The sequence below is a fragment of the Streptomyces pratensis genome (assembly GCF_037137275.1).
GTDB classification, from domain to species: domain Bacteria; phylum Actinomycetota; class Actinomycetes; order Streptomycetales; family Streptomycetaceae; genus Streptomyces; species Streptomyces pratensis_B.
Window position 1 is genome coordinate 20331 of sequence record NZ_JBBBEN010000084.1, and the last position, 17092, is coordinate 37422.

The 17092-nt window shown below is 73.1% G+C and carries 10 protein-coding genes; 6 read left to right on the forward strand and 4 right to left on the reverse strand.

Features of this window, described 5'->3' with window-relative positions:
* Window positions 1-90: 90 nt before the first annotated feature.
* Window positions 91-627: an HNH endonuclease gene (locus tag V9U70_RS11435; RefSeq protein ID WP_003969129.1), complete on the forward strand. Its 537-nt coding sequence runs from the start codon at window positions 91-93 to the stop codon at window positions 625-627.
* 88 nt (window positions 628-715) lie between these two features.
* On the opposite strand, the gene V9U70_RS11440 is transcribed toward V9U70_RS11435, so the two are convergent.
* The gene (locus V9U70_RS11440; protein ID WP_336674442.1) at window positions 716-3700 is read right to left on the reverse strand and encodes a beta-N-acetylglucosaminidase domain-containing protein; all 2985 of its coding nucleotides are present in this window, start codon (window positions 3698-3700) and stop codon (window positions 716-718) included.
* Between the two features lie 337 nt (window positions 3701-4037).
* Between V9U70_RS11440 and V9U70_RS11445 the strand changes: the two genes are divergently transcribed.
* The 5 genes from V9U70_RS11445 to alc all read left to right on the forward strand — a co-directional run bounded on the left by V9U70_RS11445 (window position 4038) and on the right by alc (window position 9137).
* The gene (locus V9U70_RS11445) at window positions 4038-4349 is read left to right on the forward strand and encodes a hypothetical protein (protein WP_336674443.1); all 312 of its coding nucleotides are present in this window, start codon (window positions 4038-4040) and stop codon (window positions 4347-4349) included.
* Window positions 4350-6632: a 4-alpha-glucanotransferase gene (gene malQ, locus V9U70_RS11450; protein WP_336674445.1), complete on the forward strand. Its 2283-nt coding sequence runs from the start codon at window positions 4350-4352 to the stop codon at window positions 6630-6632.
* A gap of 20 nt (window positions 6633-6652) precedes the next feature.
* Entirely contained in the window at window positions 6653-6883 is a 231-nt protein-coding gene (locus V9U70_RS11455; RefSeq protein WP_473828693.1) for a hypothetical protein, read from the forward strand.
* A gap of 125 nt (window positions 6884-7008) precedes the next feature.
* Window positions 7009-7917: a LysR substrate-binding domain-containing protein gene (locus tag V9U70_RS11460; RefSeq protein WP_336674447.1), complete on the forward strand. Its 909-nt coding sequence runs from the start codon at window positions 7009-7011 to the stop codon at window positions 7915-7917.
* 65 nt (window positions 7918-7982) lie between these two features.
* On the forward strand, window positions 7983-9137 hold the full coding sequence (gene alc, locus V9U70_RS11465) for an allantoicase (protein ID WP_336674448.1): 1155 nt from the start codon (window positions 7983-7985) through the stop codon (window positions 9135-9137).
* Between the two features lie 161 nt (window positions 9138-9298).
* Here the strand turns inward: alc and pepN are convergent, their stop codons facing one another.
* From pepN to V9U70_RS11480, 3 genes are all read right to left on the reverse strand, one after another.
* Window positions 9299-11875: an aminopeptidase N gene (gene pepN / locus V9U70_RS11470; RefSeq protein ID WP_336674449.1), complete on the reverse strand. Its 2577-nt coding sequence runs from the start codon at window positions 11873-11875 to the stop codon at window positions 9299-9301.
* 259 nt (window positions 11876-12134) lie between these two features.
* Window positions 12135-13163 carry an aspartate-semialdehyde dehydrogenase gene (locus V9U70_RS11475; RefSeq protein ID WP_336674450.1) on the reverse strand — a complete coding sequence of 343 codons (1029 nt, stop codon included), beginning with the start codon at window positions 13161-13163 and terminating at the stop codon, window positions 12135-12137.
* Window positions 13164-13409: 246 nt separating this feature from the next.
* Window positions 13410-16718 (reverse strand): S8 family serine peptidase, encoded by a 3309-nt coding sequence (locus V9U70_RS11480; RefSeq protein WP_336674452.1) that lies wholly within the window; start codon window positions 16716-16718, stop codon window positions 13410-13412.
* Between the last annotated feature and the right edge of the window lie 374 nt (window positions 16719-17092).

Sequence of the window (17092 nt, forward strand, 5' to 3'; positions counted from 1 at the left end):
GGTGGCGCTTTGACCAGGCATGAGGAGAGACTGAGATCGGATCGTCCCGGCGCGAGCCACGCGCCGCCGGCGTACAAGGAGGCATCCACCGTGCCGCACGTCCTGGTTCTCAACGCGTCGTACGAGCCGCTCGGCGTCGTACCGCTCCGCCGCGCTCTCGTGCTCGTCCTCGAGAACAAGGCGATCTGCCTGGAGGAGTCCGGGTCCTTCCTGCACAGTGCCACGCGAGCCGTGCCCGCGCCCAGCGTGGTCAGGCTCAAGCGCTTCGTACGGGTCCCCTACCGGGGGCCCGTTCCCCTGACGCGGCGGGCCCTGTTCGCCCGGGACGGCGGGCGCTGCATGTACTGCGGGGCCGCCGCGACCAGCGTCGACCACGTCATCCCGCGCAGCCGCGGCGGGCAGCACGCCTGGGACAACGTGGTGGCCGCCTGCCGCCGCTGCAACCACGTCAAGGCCGACCGCCACCTGCCCGAGCTCGGATGGCGGCTGCGGCACCAGCCCGCCCCGCCGACCGGCCTGGCCTGGCGGATCATCGGGACCGGCCACCGCGACCCGCGCTGGCTGCCGTATCTGCAACCGTTCGGCGCGGACGACGTGATGGCCCGGATCGACGGCGTCTCCGCCTGACGGCGGGCCCGCGCCGGCTTCCGCGCCCGTGCGGCCGACCGCGCCCGCGCGACGGGACCTCGCGTCTCCCGCGCCTACCGTCCCCGGGTCAGTCGGCGACCGCGTACGCCTCCACCGACCAGAGCGAGTAGCCGTACTCGGTCGCCCGGCCCTCGCCCTGCACCCGGATGAACCGGGTGTCCTTCGCGTCCATCCGCACCACCTCGCGCCCGCCCCGCCCGTCCTGGACGGTCGCCGCGGTACGCCAGGTGCGGCCGTCGGCGGACACCTGGACGCGGTAGCGGGAGGCGTACGCGTCCTGCCAGCTCAGCACGACCTGGCCCAGGCGCACCGGGCGCGGCAGCTCGGCCTGCCACCAGGCCCCGTCCTCCACCGGGGAGGACCACCGGGTCTCCGGGTCGCCGTCCAAGGCCGCCGACGCGGGAAAGTCCGGGGTCTCGTCGCCGGACGAGGACGCCTTCGCCGTGCGTGCCAGATCGGGGCCCGCCGTGCGCGGGAAGGCCCGCACGGTCAGCGTGCTGCGCTCCCCGCCGAAGGCGAGCGGCACCTCGTACTCGCCCGCCGGGGTGTCCGCCGGGACGGTGATGTCCACGGGCACCTCCGTACGCGATCCGCGCGGCACCGTCGTCTGCTTCGGGACCCGCACCTCGATGCCCTCGGGCGCCTTCGCGGTGAGCGTGCCCTTCACCTCGGCCGGGCGCCGCCCGGCCAGCCGCGCCTCCACGCGCTTCGGTGCGCCGCCGATCACCGCGTCCGCCTCGCCGCGGTCCAGGTGGAGAGTGGCGGCGGGCTCGTCGCCGAACCACGGCACCAGCGCGCGCACCGGCGGGCCCCCCGCCTCCACGGCCGGCGCGGGGGGCAGGCCGGGGCGCAGATAGGACGGCGGGGCGGTCCGGGCGGCCTCCGGCACGATGACCCGCACCGCGTCCGCCCGCAGCCCCTTCGCGGCGGTCTGGGTCCAGCCGCTGGGCGAGAGCCTGCCCAGCGCCCGCCACCCCTGGCCGGGGACATGGGCCTCGACCACGGAGTCGGCGGCGGTGGACCCGGGCTCCGCGAGCGCCGTCACGGCCTCCACCGGGCGGGCTCGGTCCAGCCGGACCGTATAGCTGTGCGCGTCCTTGGCGACCCGGCCCGACGACCGGTCGGTGCCGTTCCACCCGGCGGACGTCTCCACCACCCTGTCCAGGAACGGGTCCAGGACGCCCTTGCCGACGCTCGCCCCGCTCGCCGCGATCTCCTCGCGCAGCGGCTCCAGGGCCAGCTGGGCGCGCCAGGCCCCCGGCCCGTCCCCGGCCGCCTGGGCCTGGAGCAGGTCCACGGCCAGCTCGCCGGCCCGGCCGTAGCGTGCCAGCTGCTCGGTCCACGGGCGCACCTCGTCGTCGAGGCGGCCCTCCGCGGGCGCCTTCAGCCGCTCGGGGGCCCGCCGCATCACGGAGAAGGCCGCACGCAGCTCGCCCGCCGCCTTCTCACGGCTCGGCGAGTCGGCCGCACGGGTCTTCCAGAAGGCCGCGAAGAGGGGCTGGAGGTAGGCGGACTCCTCCGCGCCGAGCACCGAGGCCGCGCTGTTGCCCGCGAGTGCCAGCAGGGCGTCCCGGGCCCCCGCGTCCCCGTCCGCCAGGTCCTCGATCGCCGCCCGCCAGGACGCGTCGGGGCGGTAGCCCTTCGGGTTCCATGCGAAGTCGGCGGCGGTGAACAGCGGAATACGCGAGGCGGAGGGCTGCTCCATCGCGTTGGCCAGCAGCGCGGCCGAACCGCTGGCCACCGCCGGGTCCCGGCCGGTGTACGGGCCCAGGAAGATGCGGTCCTGGGCGTAGTCGTTGACCGGATAGTTGTCCATCGTGACCAACGGGTGGCGGAACGCGGCGCGGGCCCCGGCCAGCTCACCCCCGGTGATCGTCTTCGGCACGACCCCGACGCCGGTCCAGGCCACCTGCACCCGATCGTCCAGCTCGGCGGCGAGCGCGGTGCGGTAGTCGGTGGCCCCGTCCTGGTAGAACTCCGTCGGCAGCACGGAGAGCGGGGCCGCGCCCGGGTACCGCTCGGCCAGGTGCCGGGCCACCGCGCCCGCCACCCGGGCCTGCGCGCGGGCCGCGGCCTTCGGGCCGTCGCCGAAGGTCTCCGCGTCCAGATCGCAGTGCCACTCGCTGTAGCTGACGTCCTGGAACTGGAGCTGGTAGACGCGGAAGCCCAGCGCCCACAGGGAATCGATCTTCTTCGTCAGCGCCCGTACGTCCGCGTCCGACGCCATGCACATGGCCTGACCGGGCGAGACGGCCCAGCCGAGCGTCACGTGCTCGGCCCGCGCCTTCTTCGCCAGGGCCCGGAAGTCGGCGCGCCGGTCGGCCGGATACGGCTCGCGCCAGCGCGCCAGCCGGTAGGGGTCGTCGCCCGCCGCGTAGAGGTAGCGGTTCTGCTTGGTGCGTCCCATGAAGGCGATCTGCGCGAGCCGCTCCTCACGGGTCCACGGCTCGCCGTAGAACCCCTCGGACATGCCGCGTACGGCGGTCCCCGGCCAGTCCCGCACCATGACGCCCGCCACCGAGCCGCCGGAGACGAGTTGGCGCAGGGTCTGGACGGCGTGGAAGAGGCCGTCCTCGCCGTGCCCGTCCAGCGCGACGGTGGCCCGCCCGGCGACCTGGCCGACCGCGATCCGGTAGCCGCCGGGGGGCAGGTCGGCCCGCTCGGGCGCGCGCAGGGCCCGCAGCGCCTCGCCGGCGCCCGCTCCGCCGAGGCGGATGACGGGCCCGGCCCCGGGCAGGCTCTCGTGCAGGGTCCGGGCGCCCGCTCCGCGCAGCAGGGAGCGCGCCCGCTCCACGGCGTACGGATCGGCGTCCGGTGCGGCGACGAGGGTGGCTTGTCCGCCGAGCGGCACGGCGGGCCCGGTGGTCCTGATGCTCTGCGGCCGGGGCCACACGGACGGCGGCTGCGCACTGTCGGCGCGGTCGCCGGCGCTGGCGGCGGGTCTGCCGGGATCGGCCGGTGCGGCCGTCGCGGCCGGTGCCACCGACCCGAGGAGACCGCCGATCACGGCGACGGCGACGGCCGTCGCCTGCCTTCTGCGCCCGATCCGCATGCCGTGCTCCCCTTCATGCCACCAGCCAGTACCGACAGTTCGTATCGACGGTGGGAGCCCCACACCGAGGTCAGAGCCCACCACCCGCGCGCGAGGGTGTCAATGCGCGTGGCTGATCTGTCGGCTTTGCCAGGAATGGTGCCACCTTCGGCCCTGGTGGGGCGGGTGGGGTCGCCGAGAGCGGCTGAAAGCGGCCCATACCCGCCATACGGGGGAAAGGAATGTGACCTGGAGCACGTTGGGCTCGTTGTCATAACGCCTGCATCACGTCCACGTCTGCGGTGGCGAGGGCTGGGTAGGCCTGCTGTGTCCTGTTCTCCATGGCCAGGAGGCCACCATGCCCGCTGCCACGCAGCTCCTGTTCTCCGACCGCTCCAAACAGGTGCCCACTCAGACGCCTTCCGCACCTCTTACCAGTGAACTTCCTCTCGCCGCCGTCGGCCACCTGATCAGCGGACCCCCGCTCGCCGACGTCTCCCTCCAGCTCGGCGCCTTCTCGTTCGCCGCCGCCGGACCCCTGACCAGCGAGCCGCCGCTCGCCGACGCCACCCCTCTCACGAGCGAGCCGCCGCTCGCCGCCGTCGCCCCTCTGACCAGCGAGCCGACCGCGCCCGGCACCGCAGGGGGCATGGAGTTCCCTGGAGTCTGAATGGGCTTGTCCCGGCTCGCCGCACTGCACGGTGTCGCCACCTCCTACTCCCCGTCGCCGGATGTCACGGTGTCCGTCCCCGACGACACGGTCATCGCCGTGCTCGCCGCGCTGGGCGTGGACGCCGGCACTCCGGCGGACGTACGGAAGTGCCTCGTCGCCGCGGAGTCCCGCTCGAACCTGCTGCCACCGACCGTGGTGGTCTGGGCCGGTGAGCCGCTGCCGCCCGTTCTGACCGGGCTGCCCTCCGGCTCGACCGTGACGGTCGAGCCGGAGCCGTTCGAGGGCCGGGAGCGTTCCTCCTGGCCCGGCTTCGCCCCCGCTCCCGCCTCTGCCTCGCTGAGCATGCGCGTGCGGGCCTCCGGGCGCCTGCCCCCGTCTCCGCCCCCGCCGGTGGAGGCCGGCGCGGACGCGCTCCCCGCCGCGAACGCGGAAGCGCCCCCCGCCGCGCCCCGGCCCTCGGGCGAGGCGGCCCCGGGGCCGGGCGCGCCCCCCGCCGCGCCGCTCCCCGCCTGGTGGAGCGCCCCTCCCTACGGTGTCCACCGGATGCACGTCCGCACGCCGGACCACCGCCGGGCGGCCGCCACCCTCGTCGTCGCCCCGGCCCGCGTCCCGCAGCCGCCCGAGCGCTCCCACGGCTTCCTCGTCCAGCTCTACTCCCTGCTCTCCGCCCGCTCCTGGGGCATGGGCGACCTCGGCGACCTGGCCGACCTCGCCGCCTGGTCCGGCCGTACGCTCGGCTCCGGGTTCGTGCAGGTCAACCCGTTGCACGCGGCCGTGCCGGGCAGCCCCACCGACCCCTCCCCCTACCGCCCCTCCTCGCGCCGCTTCCCCGACCCCGTCCACCTGCGGGTCGAGTCGATCCCGGAGTACGGACTCGTCCGCGACCGGGCCACGCTGGACGACCTCCGCCAGGACGCGGCCGCGCTCAGCGACGCCGTGCTGAACAAGGGCGCGCTGATCGACCGGGACGCCGTCTGGGGGCTGAAGCGGCAGGCCCTGGAGCTGGTCGCGGAGGTCCCGCTCACCCCCGGCCGCCGCGCCGCCTACTGTGACTTCCTGGCCGAGCAGGGCCAGGCGCTGGAGGACCACGCCCTGTGGTGCGCGCTCACCGAGGTGCACGGGCCGGACTGGCACGCCTGGCCCGCGGGCCTGCGCGACCCACGCTCCCCGGCGACGGCCCGCGCCCGCGCCGAACTGCTGGACCGGGTCGACTTCCACTGCCGCCTCGCCTGGCTGACCGCCGCCCAGCTCGCCGCCGCCCAACGGGCCGCCCAGGACGCCGGGATGCCCGTCGGGATCGTCCACGACCTCGCCGTCGGCGTGCACCCGGCAGGGGCCGACGTCTGGGCCCGCCAGGAGGCCTTCGCCCCGGGCATGTCCGTCGGCGCGCCCCCCGACGCCTTCAACGCGCGCGGCCAGGACTGGGGCCTGCCGCCCTGGCGTCCCGACGTCCTCGCCGCGACCGGATACGCCGCCTACCGGGACCTGCTGCGCGGGCTGCTGGCCCACGCCGGAGCGCTGCGCGTCGACCACGTCATGGGCCTGTTCCGGCTCTGGTGGGTGCCGGCGGGCCGCCCGCCCACCGACGGGACCTACGTCGCCCAGGACGCGGAGGCGATGCTGGCCGTCCTCGTCCTGGAAGCCCACCGGGCCGGCGCCGCAGTCGTCGGCGAGGACCTCGGCACCGTCGCCCCCGGCGTCCGTGAGACGCTCGCCCGGCGCGGGGTGCTCGGCACCTCCGTCCTCTGGTTCGAGCGCGACTGGGAGAAGGACGGCCGCCCGCTGGCCCCCGAGAAGTGGCGCCGGGACTGCCTCGCCACCGCCACCACCCACGACCTGCCCTCCACCGCCGCCCGGCTGACCGGCGATCACGTGATGCTGCGCCACCGCCTCGGCCTGCTCTCCCACCCCCTGGACGAGGAGCTGACGGAGGACGCCACCGACACCGCCGAGTGGCTGGCCCTCCTGGCCCGGCTGCGGATGCTCCCCGAGGGCGACGGCGACGAGGAGGCCGCCGTCCGCGCCGTCCACCGCTTCCTGCGCCGCACACCCGCCCGGATGACCGGCGTCTGGCTGCCCGACGCCGTGGGCGACCGCCGCCCGCAGAACCTCCCCGGCACCTGGGACCAGTACCCCAACTGGCGGCTGCCGATCGCCGACGCGGAGGGCCGCCCCGTCACCCTGGAGGAGATCGCCGCCTCGCCCCGGCTGCACGCCCTGATGGACGTCCTCGGTCCTGGAGAGGGCCGTACGGCACCCCCGGGCGAGCGCCGCCGCTAGGCGTTCGCTACGTTGGCACCGTGGACAAGAAGAACGCTATGCGCGCCGGCGTCGTTGCGGCCGGGACGACGCTGATGATGCTGCTCATGTCGGCCCCGGCACTCGCACTGACGCCCGACGACGGTGACGACCCGGGTCCGGGCCTGAGCGCGATGGAGACCATCGGTCTCTACGTCGTCGCGCCCATCGCCCTGTTCGTGGTGATCACGGGCCTGGTCATGGCCCTGGACAAGTCCAAGAAGCAGGTCTGACCCGCATACGCACGACGGGCGCGCCGCCGGCAGGAGCTGCCGCGCGGCGCTTCCGCGCGTCCGGCTCCCGGCGGGCCCGGCGCCACCGGGCCCGTCCCGCGGCCGCGCCCCGGTAGGTTGCGCCCATGACCGAGTGGGACGTCAAGAAGCTCCGCATCCTGAGCACCCTGCGCGACCGGGGCACCGTGACGGCCACCGCCGAGGCGCTCCTGATGACCCCCTCCGCGGTCTCCCAGCAGCTCACCAACCTGGCCAAGCAGCTCGGAGTGCCGCTCCTCGAGGCGCAGGGCCGCCGGGTCCGCCTCACCGACGCCGCCCACCTCGTCCTGCGCCACGCCGAAGCCGTCTTCGCCCAGCTGGAGCGGGCCGACGCGGAGCTGACCGGCTATCTGCGGGGCGAGGCCGGCGAGGTGCGGGTCGGCGCTTTCTCCACCGCCGTGCCCGCGCTCGTCGTGCCCGCCGTCCGGCTGCTGCGCGCCGAGGACCGGCCCGGCCCCGACGTACGGGTCCGGGAGGCCGAAGCGGCGCAGGCGTACGAGCTGCTCACCGCCGGCGAGGTCGACGTGGCCCTCTCGCTGGCCGCGCACGCGCCGACCGCCCGCGACCCCCGCTTCACCCTGCTGCCGCTGCTCGCCGACCCCCTGGACGTGGCGCTCCCGGCCGGCCACCCGCTGGCCGCCGCGCCCGCGCTGCGACTGGCCGACCTGGCCTCCGACCGGTGGATCTTCGGCGGCTCCGGCCCCTGGTCCGAGATCACCACCGCCGCGTGCGAGGCGGCGGGTTTCGTGCCCGAGCAGGCCCACAGCGCCGCCGGGTGGACCGCGATCCTCGCGCTCGTCGAGGCCGGCATGGGCATCGCGCTGGTCCCCCGGATGGCGGCCCGCGAGCGTCGTGAGGGCGTCGTGATGCGCGTGCTCGAAGCGGACCAGCCGCGCCGCCATGTGCTGGCGGCCGTCCGGCACGGGGCGGCGGAGGGCCCCGCGGTGGCGCGGGTCCTCACGGCCCTGTCCCGGGTCGCGGCATCGTTCGGCTGAACTGAACGGTATCTGCGAAAACTTTCGATGGACCTGACGGGTCTGTGGGGGAGAAGGTAGCGGGCATGACCTTCGACGCGAGCGAGCCCGCATCTCCGGCCTCTGAAAACGACCCGCACGCCAACGACGCGGTGCCCTACGGCGGCGGCGACCCCTACGCCGACTACCGCGAGGCCGAAGACCTCCCCTTCACCGAGCTGGTCGACCTCGCGGACCGGCGTCTGGGCGCGGGCGTGATCGCGGCCAACGACGAGTTCTTCGCCGAGCGCGAGAACCTGCTGATCCGCGAGCGCGCCGTCTTCGACCCCGAGCGCTTCGGGCACAAGGGCAAGATCATGGACGGCTGGGAGACCCGCCGCCGCCGCGGCGCGGACGCCGCCCACCCCTTCCCGGCCCCCGAGGAGCACGACTGGGCGATCATCCGCCTGGGCGCGCCCGGCATCGTGCGCGGCCTGATCGTGGACACCGCCCACTTCCGCGGCAACTACCCGCAACGCGTCTCCGTGCAGGCCGCGTCCGTCGACGGAGCGCCGAGCCCCGACGAGCTGCTCGCCGACGACGTGACGTGGGAGGAGATCCTCCCGCCCACCCCCGTACGCGGCCACGCCGCCAACGCCTTCGAGACGCCCGGCGGCCGCCGCTACACCCACCTGCGCCTGTGCCAGCACCCCGACGGCGGCATCGCCCGCCTCCGCGTGCACGGCGAGGTCGTCCCGGACCCCGCCTGGCTCGCCGCGCTCGGCACCGTCGACCTGATCTCGGTCCTCAACGGCGGCGCCTGCGAGGACGCCTCCGACCGCTTCTACTCCTCGCCCACCCAGATCATCCTGCCGGGCACCTCCCGCAAGATGGACGACGGCTGGGAGAACCGCCGCCGCCGGGTCCGCGACACCAACGACTGGGTCCGCTTCCGGCTGCCCGCCCAGGGCGCGGTCCGCGCGATCGAGATCGACACCGCCTACCTCAAGGGCAACTCCGCGGGCTGGGCCGCCCTTCAGGGCCGCGACGGCGAGAGCGGCGAGTGGTTCGAGATACTCCCGCGCACCCGCCTGCAACCCGACACCCTCCACCGCTTCGTGCTGGGCGCCCGGGCCGTCGTCACCCACGTCCGCCTCGACGCCTTCCCCGACGGCGGCGTCGCCCGGATGCGGCTGCACGGCGCCCTCACGGAGTCGGGCGCGGCCGAGCTGACCCGTCGCTACGAGGAGTCGGGCGCGTGAGGCCGTGACCCCTCGGCAGCCCCCGGTTCCCGCCCGGCGGACGGCTGCGCTCCAGCGCCCGCCCGCCGGGCGGTCTCCACGCCCCGCGAAGCCGGACGGCACACCGCGAGGGGCGCTCCCCCCGCCGCTGCGGAGGAAGCGCCCCTGTCCGAACCACACACCTAGGCGGTGGCCGCCGCCGCGTCCGCAGCCTGGGCCTTCAGGGCGCGCTCGACGCCCGAACGCGACTCCGACATCAGCCGGCGCAGGGCCGCGCTCGGCTCGGCCGAGGCCAGCCAGGCGTCGGTCTCGTCCAGCGTCTCCTGGGAGACCTGGAGGGCCGGGTAGAGGCCCACCGCGATCTGCTGGGCCATCTCGTGGCTCCGCGAGTCCCAGACGTCCTTCACCGCGGAGAAGTACTTCTGGGCGTACGGGGCCAGCAGCTCGCGCTGGTCGGTCTGGACGAAGCCGCTGATGACCGCTTCCTGGAGCGAGTTGGGCAGCTTGTCGGACTCCACGACCGAGGCCCACGCCTCCGCCTTGGCCTCCTTTGAGGGCTGGGCCGCCCGTGCGGACGCCGCGTGGCGCTCGCCCGCCGCCGTCCTGTCGCGCTCGTACTCGGCCGCGATCTCCTCCTCGTCCAGCAGCCCGGCCGCGGCCAGCCGCTGTACGAACGCCCACCGCAGCTCGGTGTCGACGCTCAGGCCCGCGATGCTGTCCGTGCCGTCCAGCAGCGACTGGAGCAGGTCCAGCTGCTGCGGGTTACGGGCGGTCGCCGCGAAGGCGCGGGCCCACGCGAGCTGGTGGTCGCTGCCCGGCTCCGCCGCGCGCAGATGCGCCAGCGTCGCCTCGGTCCACCGGTTGAGCGCCCCCTCACGGGTCTGCGGGGCCGCGTACAGGTCGAGCGCCAGCTTCACCTGGCGGTGCAGCGACTGCACGACGCCGATGTCCGACTCCTTGCCGATGCCCGACAGCACCAGCTCCAGGTAGTCGCGGGTCGCCAGCTCGCCGTCGCGCGTCATGTCCCAGGCGGACGCCCAGCACAGCGCACGGGGCAGCGACTCGGTGAAGTCGCCCAGGTGCTCGGTGACGACGCGCAGCGACTCCTCGTCGAGGCGGACCTTCGCGTACGAGAGGTCGTCGTCGTTGAGCAGGATGACCGCCGGGCGCGCCTTGCCCTCGGGGTACGGCACCACGGTGCGCTCGCCCTCGACGTCCAGCTCGATCCGGTCGGTCCGGACGAGCTTGCCGTCCGCGTCGAGGTCGTAGCAGCCGACGGCGATCCGGTGCGGCCGCAGAGTCGGCTCGCCCTTCGCGCCGGCGGGCAGCGCCGGGGCCTCCTGGAGCACGGCGAACGAGGTGACGTGACCGTGTCCGTCGGTCTCGACCTCAGGTCGCAGGATGTTGATGCCCGCGGTCTCCAGCCACGCCGTCGACCAGGTCTTCAGGTCGCGGCCGGAGGTCTTCTCCAGCGCGCCCAGCAGGTCGCTCAGACGGGTGTTGCCGAACGCGTGCGCCTTGAAGTACGCCTGCACGCCCTGGAAGAACGCGTCCGTGCCGACGTACGCCACGAGCTGCTTGAGCACCGAGGCGCCCTTCGCGTACGTGATCCCGTCGAAGTTGACGAGGACGTCGTCCAGGTCCCGGATGTCCGCCATGATCGGGTGCGTGGAGGGCAGCTGGTCCTGCCGGTACGCCCAGGTCTTCATGGAGTTGGCGAAGGTGGTCCAGGAGTGCGGCCACTTGGAGCCCTCTGCGTACGCCTGGCAGGCGATCGAGGTGTAGGTGGCGAACGACTCGTTCAGCCAGAGGTCGTTCCACCACTCCATCGTGACGAGGTCGCCGAACCACATGTGGGCCAGCTCGTGCAGGATGGTCTCGGCCCGCACCTCGTACGCGGCGTCCGTCACCTTGGAGCGGAAGACGTACTGGTCGCGGATGGTGACCGCGCCCGCGTTCTCCATCGCGCCCGCGTTGAACTCCGGGACGAACAGCTGGTCGTACTTGGCGAACGGGTAGGCGTAGTCGAACTTCTCCTGGAACCACTCGAAGCCCTGCCGGGTGACGTCGAAGATCTCGTCCGCGTCCAGGTACTCCGCGAGCGAGGGGCGGCAGTAGATGCCGAGCGGGACGGACTGGCCGTCCTTCTCGTAGCTGCTGTGCACCGAGTGGTACGGGCCCGCGATGAGGGCCGTGATGTAGGTGGAGATGCGCGGCGTCGGCTCGAACGACCAGACGTCGTTCTCGGGCGTCGGCGTCGGCGAGTTCGAGATGACCGTCCAGCCCGGGGGAGCCTTCACGGTGAAGCGGAAGGCAGCCTTCAGGTCCGGCTGCTCGAAAGAGGCGAACACCCGGCGGGCGTCCGGGACCTCGAACTGCGTGTAGAGGTACGCCTGCTCGTCGACCGGGTCGACGAAGCGGTGCAGGCCCTCGCCGGTGTTGGTGTAGGAGCAGTCGGCGACGACCTTCAGCTCGTTGGCGCCCTCGCGCAGGTGCGGCAGCGCGATGCGCGCGTCGCGGAACACGGCGGCCACGTCCAGCGCCTTGCCGTTCAGCACCACGTCGTGGACGGCGGGGGCGACCAGGTCGATGAAGGTCTCCGCACCCGCCTCAGCGCAGTCGAAGCGCACGGTGGTGACGGACCGGTAGGCGCCGCCCTCCTGCGCTCCGGAGAGGTCGAGATCGATCTCGTACGCGTCCACGGTCAGCAGGCGCGCCCGCTCCTGTGCCTCTTCGCGGGTCAGATTCGTGCCAGGCACGCGGTCATCTCCTAGGTGTGCGACGTTGGTATGCGGCGTTTCCGTCATCCTTCCACGTGCCGTGCAGCTGCGCGATGTCCGTTTTCCGCCGGACGGCGGCGGCGCCGCGGCGCCGCGACCCGGCACGGGCCCGGCCGCGCGGCCCCACCGCCCCGCCCCGCGTCCACCGCGGCCGAAGGCCCCGCCTTCCGCGCTGCCCCGGGCACGCCGAGGGGCGGCCGCACCGGCGGCCGCCCCTCGGCGTACGGGCAGGGGGAGCTCAGCCCTTGAGCTCGGCCGCCACGAGCTCCGCGATCTGCACGGCGTTCAGCGCCGCGCCCTTGCGGAGGTTGTCGTTGGAGACGAAGAGCGCGAGGCCGTTCTCGACGGTCTCGTCGACCCGGACGCGGCCGACGTAGGAGGCGTCCTTGCCCGCCGCCTGGAGCGGGGTCGGGATCTCCGAGAGCTCGACGCCCGCGGCGTCCTTCAGCAGCTCGTAGGCGCGCTCGACGCTGATCGGGCGGGCGAAGCGGGCGTTGATCTGGAGCGAGTGGCCGGAGAAGACCGGGACGCGGACGCAGGTGCCGGACACCTTGAGCTCCGGGATCTCCAGGATCTTGCGGGACTCGTTGCGGAGCTTCTGCTCCTCGTCCGTCTCGAACGAGCCGTCGTCCACGATGGAGCCGGCCAGCGGCAGCACGTTGAAGGCGATCGGACGCTTGTAGACCGCGGGCTCGGGGAAGTCCACGGCCTCACCGTCGTGGGTCAGCTTCTCCGCGTCGGCGACGACCTTGGAGGCCTGGCCGTGCAGCTCGGCGACACCGGCCACGCCGGAGCCGGAGACCGCCTGGTAGGTGGCGACGGTCAGCGCTTCGAGGCCGGCCTCGGTGTGCAGCGGCCGCAGTACGGGCATCGCGGCCATCGTGGTGCAGTTCGGGTTGGCGATGATCCCCTTCGGGCGGACCCGGGCGGCGTGCGGGTTGACCTCGGAGACGACCAGCGGAACCTCGGGGTCCTTGCGCCAGGCGGAGGAGTTGTCGATCACGACGGCGCCCTGGGAGGCGACCTTCTCGGCGAGCGCCTTGGAGGTCGCGCCGCCTGCGGAGAACAGCACGATGTCCAGGCCGGTGTAGTCGGCCGTGGAGGCGTCCTCGACGGTGACGGCCGTGCCCTTCCAGTCGAGCGTGGAGCCCGCGGACCGGGCGGAGGCGAACAGCCGCAGCTCGGACACCGGGAAGTCCCGCTCGGCCAGGATTCTGAGCATGACAGTGCCGACCTGACCGGTGGCGCCGACGATTCCGACCTTCACGAGAACTCCTCTGTTTCTGTGCGTCTGTGCGACCCGCTTGCCGCTCCATGATGTGTATGTCCCGGCCCGCCCTGTCCAATCCATTGTCCGGCCTGTGGGCATCTTGCGGGCGCACCGCAGGCGCTGCCCTGCCCGTGTGCCCACGGGGGAGCGTCTTCGACGCGAGCCTCGGGATGTGACGATTCACACAGGGGCGGGGCGGTGCTCGTGAAGAGCCCCGCCCCGCCGTCGTTCATGGGGTGTCCGTTACGGCGTGACCTTCTCGATCACGACGCTGCCGGCGCCCGCGGCGGTGCCGCGCGCGTTGACCAGCTGGACCTCGCCGAAGAACTGCCGGCCCTCGGGGGCCTCTCCGGCGACCAGGACGTCGGCGCCGATCCGGGCCGAGGCGCCGTTGGCCAGGTTCACCGCCTGGGCGGTGTCGACCTGGATCGTGCCGAGCGACGCCGAGTAGTAGACGTCGCGGTAGTCGTACGCAGTGGTCCCGGCCGGGACCGAGTAACCGTCGACGACGACCGTGTACGTGCCCGCGGCGGGCTTCACGAGGCTGACCCGCTCCTCCGAGCCGGCGGTGGTCCCGCTGCCGACCTGGGTGGCGCCCCGGTAGACGTACAGGTCGATGTCGGCGTTGGCGTCCGAGGTGCCTCCGATGGCGACGTCGAGCTTCTCGACGCCGTCACCGATGGTGACCGTGGTCTCCCGGGTCTCGCCCGTGGAGATCGACGGCCTGGCGACCTTGGCGGAGCCCAGCGGGCCGCCCTTGAGCTTGCCCTGCAGGGCCGCCGCGCCGTTGGTGACCTTCCAGTCCACCGCGGTGGGAGCGCCGATCTTCGCCTCGGCGATGGTCTGCACCGCCGGGTCGAAGGTGACGCCGAGGAGCGAGACGTCCAGCTTGTACGGGTTGTCCAGCAGCGGCGACGTACGGCGCGCCTCGACCTCGATCTCCCACACGCCGGGCTGCGGGTCCTGGTAGGAGCGCGCGTCCGGACGGCAGGTGTTGGCCGGGTTCTCGTAGTTCGGGTAGCAGTTGATCGTGGAGGTCGGGTCGACCGGCGTCCCGTAAGGGTGCAGCGAGACGAACCGGGTCTGGCTGCCCGAGCGCAGCGCGCCGAGGGCGACCTCAAGGGTCTTCGCGCCCTCCGGCACGTTGACGAAGTAGGACGTGGTGCCGTTGCGCTGCACCGAGCCGGACGCCTTGTACGCGTAGCCGGGCTGCTTCAGGTCCTGGGCGATCACGACCGTGGTCATGATCTGGTGGTCCACGCCGGAGGTCTTCTTGTCGTCGACCTGGAGGATGGCGCTGTGCACGCCGGCCGTGCGGGCCTTCGCCCTGACCTTCAGCTTGACCGGCTCACCGAGCGGCAGCGAGACGTACCGGGGGCTGCTGAGCTCGAAGGCGCCGTCGTTGTTCTTCCACGACAGCTTGTGCCGGACGTCGCGGTCCGGGCCGGTGGTGCGGGTCACGACGACGTCGTAGACCTTGCTCTGGCCGACCTTCAGGCCGCCCTCGCGGTCGTAGAGGCCGGTGCCGAAGCCCGGGTCCTTGAGCGCGAAGTCGATCGCCGTGTCGACCGGGGCCTTCACCGAGAACTCGTGGGCGGGCTTGCCCTGCTTGGCGATCTGCTTCCACGCCTTGACGATGTTGATCAGACCGGAGCCCTGGACGTGCGCGGGCACGTCCTTGATGTGCGACGCGGTGCTGGTCAGCGCCACTCGCAGGTCGGCGGGGGGAAGCTCGATGTTCTTCTGCTTCGCCGCGGACAGCAGCAGCGCGGCGGCGCCGGCGGCCTGCGGAGAGGCCATCGAGGTGCCCTGGAGCATGGAGTAGCCGGCCGGCAGGTCGTAACCCGCCTCCCTGACCGGCCCGCCCGGCGCCCACGTCTGGGTGGTGTTGATGGACGCGCCCGGGGCCGAGATGATCGGCGTGAACCCGCCGTCCTCACGCGGACCGCGCGAGGAGAAGGGCAGCATGTCGTACTTCTTGGTGACCTGGGAGCCGTAGTTGGCGGCCCACGTCTCCTTGGAGATCGACGCGCCGACCGAGATCACGTGGTCGGCGAGCGACGGGTCGCCGATGGTGTTGAGCCCCGGTCCGCTGTTGCCGGCCGAGATGACCAGCTGCACGCCGTAGATGTCGACCAGGCGCTTGTAGAGCTCGGCGCGGGCGTTGTTGCCGTCGTTCAGCGGCGGCAGGCCGCCGATCGACATGTTGACGATGTCGACGCCGCGGTTGACGACGAGGTCGATCATGCCCTCGGTCAGCGCGATGTTGGTGCAGCCGCCGGACCAGGTGCAGGCGCGCGAGGAGACGATCTTGGCGCCGGGAGCGGCGCCGTCCATCTCACCGCCGAACAGGCCGTTGGCCGCGGTGATGCCCGCGACGTGCGTACCGTGCGAGCCCTCGATGACGCCGATGTTGACGAAGTCGGCCTTCGCGCCCGCGGCGTTGTAGACCACGTCCCGGCGGGTCTCGATGACGAACGGGATGCGCTCGACGACCTGCGTGCGCGGGTCATCCTCGCCGAAGTAGGAGACCTGGAACTTCTCCTTGTAGGGCTTGAGGGCCTTGTCGTCGGAGAAGTCCGCGTTCTCGTTCAGGTCGACCCGCGTGGTGCCGGTGACCGGGTCGTACAGGACGCCCCAGACGTCGGTGGTGTCACCGTCGCGGTTCAGGTCGCCCTGCATGTCGCCGCCGGTGGTGGCCGACTCGGCGAACAGGCTGAACCTGTAGTCGCCCGCGGGCGCCGAGTAGGTCTTCTGGCCGGTAGTGAACGTGGGGCCCGAGACGGACTGGGTCATCCGCAGCCAGGTGCCGTCGCCGTCGGTGACCGGGTCGGTCGCGGTCACCCAGTCGACGACCTTGCGCTCGCCGGTGGTGGTCTTCTTCAGGGCCGGGTGACCGAGGTCGACCCCGGAGTCCAGAATGCCGATGGTGATCCCGCGGCCGTCGGCCTTCGGGTGCTTCTTGACGAACGTGACCGCACCCGTCTCGTGGGACGGGTTGTACGGGTTCTTCGCCGGGGTCGTCTTGCCCGGCGCCGGGTAACTGCCCGTCACCTTCTGCTGCTTGGCCTTGGCCGCCCGGTCGCCCACGGGCGTCGGGTCGTCCAGCTTGATCTCCTGCTTGAGATCGATGCCGAGGACGGACGACAGCTTGGAGGCTGCCTTGATGGTGGACTCGGCGCTGCGGGTCGGGACCGTCGCCCGGACGTAGCCGAGCTTGTCGTAGGTCTGTCCGAGCACGGAGCCTTCGACGGCGTCCAGCTGCTTGCTGACCTGCTCGGTCGCCCCGGGGGCAGTGGCGACCATCATGGTGATGTTCTTCTCGCCCTTGGCCTCGGCCTTGGCCAGGACGTCGGCGTCCGCCTTGCCGAGCTTGTCGCCCCGGTCGCTCGTGGCGGCCGGTTTGACGGGGGCCGGAGCCGGGTCCTCGGTGGCGAAGGCCGGAGCGGCGCCGGAGGCGGCGAGTGCGGCCGCGAGGCCGGCGGCGGCCGCGATGCGCGCGGCGCGTCTGGCCCCGGGTATGGAGCCGGGGGATTCCTTGGTCATCAGCATCCCTGTAATTGAAAGAGAGAGTCCGGAATTCGGTACCGGATGACCGCTCAGCCTGTCGTAGATGACTGATGTTGTGGAGAGTTGGCGGAGATCAGTCAGGGACATGGCAGAGATCCGCCACGGGGCGTGATGCGTCACGAGGGATGAATGAGGCCAAACGGTACGCCGGTGGCGGGCGATGCCACGTGGTGGTCCGGACCAGCCGGCCCGCCCGCCTCGGCCGCCTGCGTCGCCACCCGCTTCACCGGCCCGCTTCACCCGCCCGCTTCGGCCGCCGCCGCGCCGAGCACGGCGGCGCCCCTCGCATCGCCGCGGCAGCACCCGCAGATACGCGGCCGGCTCCTGGTCGGCCGCCGCCATCAGCGCCGTCCGCA

Excerpts from the sequence above, each read along its gene's own strand:
- V9U70_RS11440 (WP_336674442.1), bottom strand. The coding sequence starts at position 3,700 with ATGCGGATCGGGCGCAGAAGGCAGGCGACGGCCGTCGCCGTCGCCGTG.
- V9U70_RS11445 (WP_336674443.1), top strand. The coding sequence starts at position 4,038 with ATGCCCGCTGCCACGCAGCTCCTGTTCTCCGACCGCTCCAAACAGGTG.
- malQ (WP_336674445.1), top strand. The coding sequence starts at position 4,350 with ATGGGCTTGTCCCGGCTCGCCGCACTGCACGGTGTCGCCACCTCCTAC.
- V9U70_RS11460 (WP_336674447.1), top strand. The coding sequence starts at position 7,009 with ATGACCGAGTGGGACGTCAAGAAGCTCCGCATCCTGAGCACCCTGCGC.
- alc (WP_336674448.1), top strand. The coding sequence starts at position 7,983 with ATGACCTTCGACGCGAGCGAGCCCGCATCTCCGGCCTCTGAAAACGAC.
- V9U70_RS11480 (WP_336674452.1), bottom strand. The coding sequence starts at position 16,718 with ATGCTGATGACCAAGGAATCCCCCGGCTCCATACCCGGGGCCAGACGC.